The sequence below is a fragment of the Falsiroseomonas oryzae genome, from assembly GCF_027856955.1.
GTDB classification, from domain to species: domain Bacteria; phylum Pseudomonadota; class Alphaproteobacteria; order Acetobacterales; family Acetobacteraceae; genus Falsiroseomonas; species Falsiroseomonas oryzae.
Genome location: NZ_JAPSMD010000174.1, coordinates 1 through 10,872, shown reverse-complemented (window position 1 = coordinate 10,872; position 10,872 = coordinate 1). Strand labels below are relative to the sequence as shown.

10 protein-coding genes and 1 tRNA gene are annotated in these 10,872 nt (G+C 71.8%); 8 read left to right on the top strand and 3 right to left on the bottom strand.

Annotated elements, in window-relative coordinates; genetic code table 11:
* The 4 genes from OZN99_RS16865 to lepA all read left to right on the top strand — a co-directional run.
* A partial coding sequence (locus OZN99_RS16865) for a phenylalanine--tRNA ligase subunit beta-related protein (RefSeq protein WP_456299882.1) occupies window positions 1-619 on the top strand: 619 nt, incomplete at its 5' end.
* A 5-nt stretch (window positions 620-624) separates the two neighbouring features.
* Entirely contained in the window at window positions 625-1,818 is a 1,194-nt protein-coding gene (locus OZN99_RS16860; RefSeq protein WP_270936424.1) for an MFS transporter, read from the top strand.
* Between the two features lie 39 nt (window positions 1,819-1,857).
* The gene (locus OZN99_RS16855; protein ID WP_270936423.1) at window positions 1,858-2,748 is read left to right on the top strand and encodes a hypothetical protein; all 891 of its coding nucleotides are present in this window, start codon (window positions 1,858-1,860) and stop codon (window positions 2,746-2,748) included.
* A 72-nt stretch (window positions 2,749-2,820) separates the two neighbouring features.
* Window positions 2,821-4,626 (top strand): translation elongation factor 4, encoded by a 1,806-nt coding sequence (gene lepA / locus OZN99_RS16850; RefSeq protein ID WP_270936422.1) that lies wholly within the window; start codon window positions 2,821-2,823, stop codon window positions 4,624-4,626.
* An 81-nt stretch (window positions 4,627-4,707) separates the two neighbouring features.
* On the opposite strand, the gene OZN99_RS16845 is transcribed toward lepA, so the two are convergent.
* A complete protein-coding gene (locus tag OZN99_RS16845) occupies window positions 4,708-5,700 on the bottom strand; it encodes a Bug family tripartite tricarboxylate transporter substrate binding protein (protein ID WP_270936421.1) in 993 nt (330 codons plus the stop codon).
* A 191-nt stretch (window positions 5,701-5,891) separates the two neighbouring features.
* Here OZN99_RS16845 and OZN99_RS16840 point away from each other — a divergent pair, with 191 nt between their 5' ends.
* The 3 genes from OZN99_RS16840 (at window position 5,892) to OZN99_RS16830 (ending at window position 8,143) form a co-directional block, all read left to right on the top strand.
* Window positions 5,892-6,875, top strand: a complete 984-nt coding sequence (locus OZN99_RS16840; RefSeq protein ID WP_270936420.1) for a tripartite tricarboxylate transporter substrate binding protein BugD — start codon at window positions 5,892-5,894, stop codon at window positions 6,873-6,875.
* 72 nt (window positions 6,876-6,947) lie between these two features.
* Window positions 6,948-7,037 (top strand) — tRNA-Ser (locus OZN99_RS16835).
* 329 nt (window positions 7,038-7,366) lie between these two features.
* The gene (locus OZN99_RS16830) at window positions 7,367-8,143 is read left to right on the top strand and encodes a PEP-CTERM sorting domain-containing protein (protein ID WP_270936419.1); all 777 of its coding nucleotides are present in this window, start codon (window positions 7,367-7,369) and stop codon (window positions 8,141-8,143) included.
* 97 nt (window positions 8,144-8,240) lie between these two features.
* On the opposite strand, the gene OZN99_RS16825 is transcribed toward OZN99_RS16830, so the two are convergent.
* Complete coding sequence (locus OZN99_RS16825) at window positions 8,241-8,927, bottom strand: glutathione S-transferase N-terminal domain-containing protein (RefSeq protein ID WP_270936425.1); 687 nt, start codon at window positions 8,925-8,927, stop codon at window positions 8,241-8,243.
* A gap of 139 nt (window positions 8,928-9,066) precedes the next feature.
* On the opposite strand from OZN99_RS16825, the gene OZN99_RS16820 reads away from it, so the two are divergent.
* A complete protein-coding gene (locus OZN99_RS16820) occupies window positions 9,067-10,377 on the top strand; it encodes a M20 family metallopeptidase (RefSeq protein ID WP_270936418.1) in 1,311 nt (436 codons plus the stop codon).
* A gap of 1 nt (window position 10,378) precedes the next feature.
* Here the strand turns inward: OZN99_RS16820 and OZN99_RS16815 are convergent.
* A partial coding sequence (locus OZN99_RS16815) for a BMP family lipoprotein (RefSeq protein WP_270936417.1) occupies window positions 10,379-10,872 on the bottom strand: 494 nt, incomplete at its 5' end.

Here is a 10,872-nt window from a genome sequence, read left to right as displayed (position 1 = left end):
CGGCCTGCGGGCCGGCCTGACCGGCGCGAACTGGGCCGCGCCGGCGCGCGCGGTGGACTGGCTCGACGCCAAGGGCGACGCGGTCGCGGTGCTGGCCGCGCTCGGCGCACCGATGGCGGGCGTGCAGGTCACGGCGGATGCGCCCGGCTTCTACCACCCAGGCCGGTCGGGCGTGCTGCGGCAGGGGCCGAAGGTGGTGCTCGCAACCTTCGGCGAGTTGCATCCGAAGGTGCGTGCCGCGCTCGACATCCCGGGCCCGGCGGTCGCCTTCGAGGTCTTCCTCGACGCGATCGCGGAGCCGAAGAAGCGGAAGAAGGGCGTGCCGGACCTGCCGGCCTTCCAGCCCGTCCGCCGCGACTTCGCCTTCCTGGTGGATGCCGGCGTCGCGGCCGAGGCGCTGCTGCGTGCCGCCCGGGCCGCCGACAAGGCGCTCGTCGCGGATGTCGTCCTGTTCGACCGCTACGCCGGCGACAAGCTGCCCGAGGGCAAGGTGAGCCTGGCCATCCAGGTGACGCTGCAGCCGCGCGAGCGGACGCTGACGGATGCCGAGATCGAGGCGGCCGGACAGAAGATCGTCGGGGCGGTGACCAAGGCGACGGGCGCGGTGCTGCGGGGGTGAGCGCGATGGGCGCGGCACGGGACGGCAAGGCGGGCAACCTCGCCGTCCTCTGCCTCGGTGTCGTGCTGTGCCTCTCGGTCTGGTTCGCCGGCACGGCGGCCGTGCCGTCGCTGCTGGCGGAGGGCCTGGTCACGCCGGCGCGGGCGGGGTGGCTGACCGCTGCGGTGCAACTCGGCTTCGTGGCGGGGACGCTGGTCTCTGCGGTGCTGTCGCTGGCGGACCGGCGGGACCCGCGCCTGCTCTTCCTGGCCTGCGGGCTGCTGGCCGCGGCGGCGACGCTGGCGCAGACGCTGGTGGCACCCTCCGGCGCCGCGGCGCTGGCGCTGCGCTTCGTCGCGGGCGCGGCGATGGCCGGGGTCTATCCGGTGGGCATGAAGCTCGCGGCGTCCTGGGCGCGCGGCGACCTCGGGCTGCTGATCGGCCTGCTGGTGGGGGCGGTGACACTGGGCTCGGCCCTGCCGCACCTGATCCCGACGCTGCTCGGCGGCATCGGCTGGCAGGCGGCCTATCTGGGCGCCGGCGTGCTGGCGGCGGCGGGCGGCCTCTGCATCCTCGCCTTCCGGCCCGGGCCGCTGCTCGGCGCGCGCCCGCCCTTCCGGCCGTCCCAGGCGCTGGAGGCCTGGCGGAACAAGGGGCTGCGGCTCGCGAACCTCGGCTATCTCGGCCACATGTGGGAGCTCTATGCCATGTGGGCCTGGATCGGGCTGTTCCTGGCCGGCGTGCTGGGCGGGCCGCCGGGCGCGGCGGGGCCGTGGGTGTTCGCGGTGCTCGGCGCGGGGGCGGTGGGCTGCGTCGCGGCGGGGTTGCTGGCGGATCGCTGGGACCGGGCGGCGACGGCTGCGCTCTGCATGCTGGCCTCCGGCGCCTGCGCGCTGCTGGTCGGGCCGGCGGCGGCGGTGGCGCCGGCGCTGGTGCTGGCCATCGCGCTGGTCTGGGGCTTCGCGGTGGTGGCGGATTCGGCGCAGTTCTCGGCCTGCATCGTGACGCTCTCGCCGCCCGACTATGTCGGCACGATGCTGACGGTGCAGACCTCGCTCGGTTTCCTGCTGACGGTGCTGACCATCGGCATCGTGCCGGCGGCGGTGGCCTGGCTGGGATGGGAATGGGCCTTCGCGGTGCTCGCGCCAGGGCCGCTGCTCGGCGCCTGGGCGATGTGGCGGCTGCGCCGGCTGCTGCCGCCGCGCGCCGCGGCCAGCTGAGGCGCTGGCCCCGCCGTTGCCGGGGCGATACACCGGCGCATGGGTCCCATCGTGGAAGCGCGGCTGGTCGGCGGGCGCCTCGGCAACAAGATGTTCCAGGCGATGTTCGCCCATATGCTGGCGCGCCAGGTGCCGGGCGCCGTCGTCACGGGCGATCCGCTGCCGGAATTCGGGCTGGTGCCGCCGCAGCACCCGCTGCCGGCGCGGCACCTGTTGCTGGGCGGGCACCGGGTGGACCTGCCGCGCGTGGCCTACCTGCTGCGCCACGGGCTGATCGGCGGGGTCGCCACCTCCGCGCTCGGCTGCCGCATGGAGTTCCTGGAGCCGGTGGAGACGGTGCGCGGCCTGTTCCCCAGTCCGGCGCCGCGCCCCGAGGGCTTCGGCGCCGACTGGCTGGTCATCAACATCCGCGCCCCCTTCGTGCGGGAGGGCGGCGGCGGCCATCCCGGCTACCTGCCCCTGCCCGCGGCTTATTACGAGCGGCTGGTCGGCGAGAGCGGGCTGCGCCCGGTCTTCCTGGGCCAGATCGGCAAGGACGCCTATTCCGAGGGGCTGCGGGCGCGCTTCCCGCGGGCGGAGTTCATCCCCTCCCGCGGTGCCATCCCGGATTTCGAGACGATCCGGGCCTCCCGCCACATCTGCGTCGCCGTCAGCACCTTCTCCTGGCTGGCGGCCTGGCTTTCGGAGGCGGAGACGATCCACCTGCCGGTCGCCGGCATCTTCCACCCGGCCTTGCGCACCGACATCAACCTGCTGCCGCTGCACGACGGCCGCTACCGCTTCCAGCTTCTGCCCGCCCGCCCCTGGGGCGGCACGCCGGCCGAGCTGGCGGAGGCGCTGGAGGGGATCGAGGCGGGGCGGGAGATCGCGATGGAGGAGGCGCTGGCCCTGCTCCACCCACCGCGGGAGGCCGCGCGCCCGGCGGTCTGACGCCGCAGCGCGGCGAAAGCTTTCCAGCACGGCGCCCAGCCCCTATGTGGGGCGGGAATCCACGGGCATCCGATGACCGACGTACCCCTCGACCGCATCCGCAACTTCTCGATCATCGCGCATATCGACCACGGGAAATCCACCCTGGCCGACCGCCTGATCCAGACGACCGGCGCCGTGACCGCGCGCGAGATGAAGGAGCAGCTCCTCGACAACATGGAGCTGGAGCGGGAGCGCGGCATCACCATCAAGGCGCAGACCGTCCGCCTGAACTACCTGGCGAAGGACGGCAAGACCTACACGCTGAACCTGATGGACACGCCGGGCCATGTGGACTTCGCCTACGAGGTCAGCCGCAGCCTGGCCGCCTGCGAGGGCAGCCTGCTGGTGGTGGATGCTTCCCAGGGGGTCGAGGCGCAGACGCTGGCCAATGTCTACCAGGCGATCGACGCCAACCACGAGATCGTGCCGGTCCTGAACAAGATCGACCTGCCGGCCGCCGAGCCGGACCGGGTGAAGCAGCAGATCGAGGACGTGATCGGCCTCGACGCCTCCGACGCCGTGATGATCAGCGCGAAGACGGGGCTCAACATCGAGGGCGTGCTGGAGGCCATCGTCACCCGCCTGCCGCCGCCGCAGGGCGACGTGAACGCCACCACCAAGGCGCTGCTCGTCGATTCCTGGTACGACGCCTATCTCGGCGTCGTCGTGCTGGTGCGCGTGAAGGATGGCGAGCTGCGCAAGGGCCAGCGCATCCGCATGATGTCGAACGGCTCGGTCCACACCATCGAGCAGGTCGGCGTGTTCACGCCGAAGATGGTGCCGGTGGACCGGCTGAGCCCGGGCGAGATGGGCTTCGTCACCGCGGCGATCAAGACGGTGGCCGACACCAATGTCGGCGACACCATCACCGACGACCGCAACCCTGCCAGCGCGCCGCTGCCGGGCTTCAAGCCCTCCATCCCGGTGGTGTGGTGCGGCCTGTATCCGGTGGATGCCGACGACTTCGAGAAGCTGCGCGAATCCTTGGCCAAGCTGCGGCTGAACGACGCGTCCTTCCACTACGAGCCGGAGACCTCCGCCGCGCTCGGCTTCGGCTATCGCTGCGGCTTCCTCGGCCTGCTGCACCTGGAGATCATCCAGGAGCGCCTGTCCCGCGAGTTCGACCTCGACCTGATCGCGACGGCGCCGAGCGTGGTCTACAAGATCCGCAAGACCAACGGCGAGGAGATCGAGCTGCACAACCCGGCCGACATGCCGGATGGCAGCGTGGTGGACCTCATCGAGGAGCCCTGGATCAAGGCCACCATCATGGTGCCGGACGACTACCTCGGCCCGGTGCTGACGCTGTGCAACGAGCGGCGGGGGCGACAGATCGAGCTGACCTATGTCGGCAACCGCGCCATGGCGGTCTATCGCCTGCCGCTGAACGAGGTGGTGTTCGACTTCTACGACCGCCTGAAGTCCGTCTCCCGCGGCTATGCCAGCTTCGACTACCAGCAGGACGGCTACGAGGAAGGCGACCTGGTCAAGATCTCCATCCTGGTCAACGCCGAGCCGGTGGACGCGCTGTCCTTCATGGCGCATCGCAGCGCGGCGGAGCGGCGCGGGCGGCAGATCTGCGAGAAGCTGAAGGAGCTGATCCCCCGCCAGCTCTTCAAGATCCCGATCCAGGCGGCGATCGGCGGCCGCGTCATCGCGCGCGAGACGATCAGCGCCCTGTCGAAGGACGTCACCGCCAAGTGCTACGGCGGCGACATCACCCGCAAGCGCAAGCTCCTCGAGAAGCAGAAGGAGGGCAAGAAGCGCATGCGGCAGTTCGGGAAGGTGGAGATCCCGCAGAGCGCCTTCATCGCCGCGCTCAAGATGGACGCCTGAACGGAAAGACCCTCCGCCGCGACGCGACGGAGGGCCTTGCGCAGCAGCGACCGGGGGCGGCGCGGCCCGCCCCCGCCCGCATCACGAATTGACGGTGATGTTGGCTTCGCGCACCACGCGGCCCCACTGCTCCCGCTCGCGCCGGGCGAAATCGGCAAGCTCCTGCGGGGTGGAGGGCTCGGGCGCACCGGCCTGCTGGCGGAAGACGCTCAGCGTCTGCTCGTTCCGCATGCCCTCGCGCACCGCCTCGTTCAGCCGCGCGATGGCGGCGGGCGGCGTGCGGGCGGGTGCGTAGAGCGCCAGCCACAGGCCGGTCGCCAGCGGCACGCCGAGTTCGGTCAGCGTCGGCACGTTCGGCGTGAGGTCGATGCGGTGCGGATGGGCCAGCGCCACGATGCGCGCGCGGTTGTCGCGCGCCAGGCTCTCCGCGCCGCCGACCGGCAGCGCCATGCTGTCCACCTGCGCCGCAGCCACCGCCTGCATGCCCGGCGCCTGCGCCGCGAAGGGGACGTGCAGCTTCTCGAAGCCCTGGTTGCGGGCGATGAACTCGAAGACGAGGTGCGAGGAGGAGCCGACGCCCCAGGAGGCGTGGGAGAGCCGCCCGGCCTCGCGCCGCGCCTCGCGCACGAAGCTGGCGAAGTCCGTGATCTCGCGACGGTGCGCGCCGACCATCAGCGCGAACGGCACGCGCGTGACCATGGAGATCGGCGCGAAGTCGCGCTCGTCGTCATAGGGCAGCGAGGGGAAGGTGGAGCGGTTGATCGCGAAGGTGTCAGTGATGCCCATGGTGATGGTGGTGCCATCGGCCGGGGCGCGCGCTGCGGCGAGCGTGCCGACCGTACCGTTGGCGCCCGCGCGGTTCTCTACCACCACAGGCTGGCCGAGCGCGGCCTGCAGGCCGACCGCCATGCCGCGGCTGATCACGTCCGTGATGCCCCCGGCGTTATACGGGACGATGATCCGGACGGGCCGGTCCGGCAGGGCGGACTGGGCGTCCGCGAGGCGCGGCAGGGCGAGCGGCGCGACGAGACCGGCAGCGCCGGCCAGGATCGCGCGGCGATGGACACGCGGCATGGAGGTTCCCTCTTTCATGAATTGTCGGTAATCTGTAATCCACTTGATGGACATCAAGAGCGCTGGCCGAAAAAAATGCGGCGGCGCGGGCGGAACTGGCCGAGCGGCATCCGTTGCCGTAAATCCAGTGGTCAGCGGGCGGCGCGTCCGGGTATCGAGGCGTCGGAACGACGTTGGGAGAACGCAGTCTCATGATCCCTCTTGGCAAGCGCGCCCTGCTGGGCGCGGCGGCGGGCCTGGTGCTCGCGGCGCCGGCCGTGGCGCAGGCGCCCTTCCCCAGCCGGCCGATCAGCATGATGATCCCCTTCGCGGCCGGCGGCCCGACCGACACAGTCGGCCGGCTGATCGCGCAGGCGATGGGCGCCGAGCTCGGCCAGCCGATGGTGGTGGAGAATGTCGGCGGCGCGGGCGGCACGCTGGGCGCGCAGCGCATCGCGCAGGCTCGGCCGGACGGCTACGCGATCCTGCTGCACCACATCGGCATGTCCACGATCCCGACGCTCTACCGGCGCCTGGCCTATGACCCGGTCAACGGCTTCGAGACGATCGGGCTGGTGACCGAGGTGCCGATGACGCTCGTCGCGCGCCGCAACTTCCCCGCCTCCAACCTGCAGGAGCTGGTCGCCTTTGCGCGGCGGGAGCGGGAGAAGATCAACTACGCCAATGCGGGCATCGGCGCGGCCAGCCATCTGTGCGGCCTGCTGTTCCAGAAGGCGCTCGACACGCCGTTCACCACGGTGCCCTACCGCGGCACCGGCCCGGCGATGAACGACCTGGTCGCCGGCACGGTGGACCTCATGTGCGACCAGACCACCAACACCACCGAGCAGATCCGCGCCGGCACGATCCGCGCCTTCGCGGTGACCACGCCGCAGCGCGTGGCGTCCCTGCCCGACCTGCCGACTGCCGCCGAGGGCGGGTTGCCCGGCTTCGAGGTGAGCGTCTGGCACGGGCTGTACGCGCCGCGCAACACGCCGCGCCCCGTGATCGAGCGTCTCAACCGCGCGCTGGTCACCGCCCTGCGCGACGAGACGATCGCACGGCGCTTCGCCGACCTGGGCACCGCCCCGGTGCCGGTGGAGCGCGCGACACCGGAGATCCACCGCACATTCTGGCAGCAGGACATCGCCAAGTGGCGTCCGCTGATCCAGGCGGCGGGTCAGTACGCGGACTGACGCGAGGCCCCCGCATTGCCGGCGCGGGGTTGAACTGGCGGGGGTGGGTGGCTAGAACCCGCCCCCTGCGCTGGATGGGTGGCCGAGCGGTCGAAGGCGCACGCCTGGAAAGTGTGTAGACGTGAAAGCGTCTCGTGGGTTCGAATCCCACCCCATCCGCCAGACGCGACACGCCGAGACGCAACACGCCTGATGGTTGCAGGAGCCCGGCGCGGCGGCACCTTCCGGCGAGCACCGATCCCTGTCGGCCCGAGTGACGTGGCAGCCGGACCGTGTTCGGACATCCGGCGCTTGCCGCCAGAGGCGCCCGCTGCGTTGCATGTCTTTGCCACAATGGAAATGTCCAGCGAACCTTGCGGGAAGGATAAGGCGTCATCTTTCCTTACACTCGTAATTTTCTTGCAGATCACATCGGTGTATTTCAATGCGCTAATCTATGGTCCGCTTCTTGCAACGCTCGCGGTTGCTCAACCAGCGGGGAGCGAGCGAGCATGAAGAATACGAAAGCGATCGGCGTCGGCCTTGCCGCGATGGCAGTGTCGGTGATGATCGGGGCTTCGTCGGCGCAGGCCGGCCTGGCCGTGAGCGAGTATGTCGGGCCACCGGCGCTCGGCACCGACACCTTCAAGGCGGAGCCCGGACAGGGAATCCCGACCAACGTGCGGGGTTTCGTGAATGGCGGCGTCACGGCGGTACATGCCGGCCAGTACACCTTCACCTATCTCGGCGCCGGCAACGCCAGCTACATCAATGCCTTCGTGATCGATACCGACTTCAACCTTGGCAACGGCTTCGACGCCATCTTCTGCAACAAGGGCGGGTCGGCCCTCTGCGCGGCTGCGACGCCGATCAACACGACGTTCACGACGACATTTGCCGCCAACACCTTGATCCCCTTCTACTACATCTTCGACCAGAACGGCGCGTCGGGCGGCCCGCACCAGTTGAACAACGGCGGCATCGCCACCGGCGGGACCTCCGGCCCCACCAGCACGGGCGCCTACCTGGCCAATGTCCGGGACTCGAACTGGCTGACCAACCCGAACCCGGGCAACCTCCTCACGCGCACTGGCACGGATGTGGTGGTCGGCCTCAGCGACGAATGCCATATCATCCCTGGCATCACGACCTGCGGGGTCGGCGGCACGGACACCGACTTCCAGGACCTCTCCGTGCTGATCCACCAGGTGCCGGAGCCCGGCACGCTGGCGCTGCTCGGCATGGGGCTGGTCGGCCTCGGCCTGGCACGGCGGCGCAAGGCGGCCTGACCGGGGCGAGCTGTCGGCAGGCTTTACACCTGTCGGTGGATCTTACAGGGGCGGCGCCGCAGGGCGCCGCCCCTCCCATGCGGGAAGGCCTGCCGCGTCACGGCCAGGCGGCGCAGGCCTCCCAGCCGATCTCGCGCGCCTCGGCCTCGGCCCCTGCCAGCCACTCCGCCACATGGGGGTGCGACAGCACCGCCTCCGCATAGGCCTGCGCATCCGGCGCCAGCGCCACCGAATAGGTTCGGAAACGGCTGGCCATCGGCGCCCACATCGCATCCGCGAAGCAGAAGCGCGCGCCGAACAGATAGCGGCCGCCCGCGCCCCAGGCGGCGCGTGTCTGGCGCCAGCTCTCCTGCACCCGCGCCACCTGCGCCTCCACCCCCGGCCGGCCTAGCAGCTTGACGTTGGAGGGGATGCCGTTGGCGATCGGCCAGCGCTTCACCAGGTTCATCGGCAGCGCCGCGCGCAGCTCCGCGAAATGCGCATGCATCTCGGCCGCCGACATCCGCGCCGCGGTGCGCGCGCGCCGCTCCTGCGGCCAGATGTCGCAGCCCGGCGCCAGCTCCCACAGGTATTCGGCGATGGCGAGCGTGTCCGTGACGCGGAAGCCGTCATGCTCCAGCACCGGGATCAGCCCGGTCGGGGAGGCCTGCGCCAGCTTCGCCTTGCTGTCGGGCCGCGAGAGGTAGAGCGTCTCGGTCTCGAACGGCAGGCCGGAGAGGCGGCAGGCGAGCCAGCCGCGCATCGTCCAGGTCGAGGACCACTTCGCCCCGATGATCAGTCGCATCACGCGCGTCGAACCGCTCCCCAGCGGTGGTCAGCCACGGCGGAAGGATGGTCACGGCCGCGCCGGATCGGCAAGCGCCGCGTTGACGGCCCCGCCGCGCCGCCCAACCATCGCCGCGACATTCCGGGAGCGGGAACCGATGGACCAGGCGGTGGCGCGTGTGCAGCGCGCGGCGGAGGCAGGCGGGGCAGCCGCGGTGGAGTTCCTGCGCGATCTGATCCGCCTGCAGTCCCAGGGTGAGGCAGCGGTGCAGGCCCGCGTCGCGGAGGCCGCCGCCGCGCTCGGCTGCTCGGTGGAACGCCGCCGCTACCGCCCCGCCGAGGTGAAGCTGCGCGAGGAATTCGCCGCCGAGGCCGCGATGGCGGCGGAGGAGCGCGAGGCGGTGCTGGCGCGGCTGCCCGGCGCCGGCGGCGGCCGCAGCGTGATCTTCTTCGCCCACCCCGACGGCGAGCCCTTCCAGGCCGAGCATGGCTGGCGCCACGACCCGCTGGCCGGCGAGGTCGATGGCGGGCGCATCCATGGCTGGGGCGTCGCCGACGACCTGGCCGGCGTCGCCACCATGGTCGAGGCGATCCGCGTGCTGCGCGACGCCGGGCTGCGGCCGAAGGGCGAGGTGATCCTGGCCAGCACGCCGTCCAAGCGCCACGCGCGCGGCGTGCACGCGCTGCTGCATGGCGGCGTGGCCGCGGATGCCGCGGTCTACCTGCACCCGGCGGAATCGGGCGTCGGCATGCGGGAGGTGAAGGCGCTCGCCGCGGGGCAGCTCATCTTCCGTATCGTCGTGCCGGGCCGCCTGCCCGCGACCAACGAGCCTGGGCACGCCGCCTTCGCGCATGTCGCGGTGAACCCGGTGGACAAGGCGATGGTCGTGCTGGCGGCGCTGCGCGCGCTGGATGCGCGGCGCGGCGAACGCGTGACGCACCCGGCGCTGCAGGCCGCGATCGGACGCTCCACCAACCTGCTCGTCGGCGACATCCGCACGCTGGGCGACGGCCGCGCGAGCCGCGTCGCGCCGGCGGTGCAGCTCTCCTGCGCGCTGGCCTTCCCGCCGGGCGAGAAGCTCGCCGCGGTGCAGGCGGAGGTGGAAGCCGCAGTGGCCGAAGCCGTCGCCGCAGACCCCTTCCTGCGCGAGACGCCGCCGCAGCTGGTGTTCCTCTCCGGCGTCACTGGCGCGGAGGTAAAGCTGGACCATCCGCTGTGGATCGCGACGAGCGAGGCGGTGCGGCTCGGCACCGGGCAGGCACCGGAGATCAACCCGCTGCACACCTCCTCCGACATCCGCAACCCGATGGTGCAATCGGGCATCCCCTGCGTCGGGCTCGGTCCGCTCTGCGGCGACCTGACGCAGAATGGCGGCCGCGACGAATGGGTGGACGAGGCCGACTACCGGCGCGGCGTGGCGGTGGTGGCGGCGCTGATCGCGCTGTGGTGCGGCGTGACGGAGGCGTGACTCAGCCGGGCCGCCACTGCGGGCCGTCGTAGCTCTCCGGCACCGTCACACGGCCGGCCAGCAGGTCGTCACGCAGCGCCTCGAGCCGCGCGGCGAGCCGGGCGTCCACGTCGGAGGCCAGCGCCAGGCGCACCGCCTCGGGCGCCTCGAGCCCGATGCGCCGGTCCTCGAATCGGCCGGCGAGGAAGGCGGCGACCGCCGCCTCCACGGCGACGCCGTTGTCGGCCACGGCGGAGGCGAGGAAGACCGGGTCCTCCAGCGTCCAGTCGCGGACGTTGCCGATGGCGCGGATGCCCGCGGCGCGGCATGCCGCGATGGCGCCAGGGCGCGCGCCATCGAGCATGGCGAACTGCACCTCCGCCCCCGAAGCGGCCTGCGCGGCCGTCCACGCCTCGGCCAGGGCCGGGTCGTGCTGGTCGCCGCAGAAGCCGGTGAGCAGCCGCGCATCCGGCCGGGCGTGGCGCAGCCCCGCGGCGAAGCCGGCACGGCCGCGCA

Coding starts and splice junctions, on each gene's coding strand:
- OZN99_RS16845 (WP_270936421.1), bottom strand. CDS start 5,700: ATGCCGCGTGTCCATCGCCGCGCGATCCTGGCCGGCGCTGCCGGTCTC.
- OZN99_RS16825 (WP_270936425.1), bottom strand. CDS start 8,927: ATGCGACTGATCATCGGGGCGAAGTGGTCCTCGACCTGGACGATGCGC.
- lepA (WP_270936422.1), top strand. CDS start 2,821: ATGACCGACGTACCCCTCGACCGCATCCGCAACTTCTCGATCATCGCG.
- OZN99_RS16820 (WP_270936418.1), top strand. CDS start 9,067: ATGGACCAGGCGGTGGCGCGTGTGCAGCGCGCGGCGGAGGCAGGCGGG.
- OZN99_RS16860 (WP_270936424.1), top strand. CDS start 625: ATGGGCGCGGCACGGGACGGCAAGGCGGGCAACCTCGCCGTCCTCTGC.
- OZN99_RS16830 (WP_270936419.1), top strand. CDS start 7,367: ATGAAGAATACGAAAGCGATCGGCGTCGGCCTTGCCGCGATGGCAGTG.
- OZN99_RS16855 (WP_270936423.1), top strand. CDS start 1,858: ATGGGTCCCATCGTGGAAGCGCGGCTGGTCGGCGGGCGCCTCGGCAAC.
- OZN99_RS16840 (WP_270936420.1), top strand. CDS start 5,892: ATGATCCCTCTTGGCAAGCGCGCCCTGCTGGGCGCGGCGGCGGGCCTG.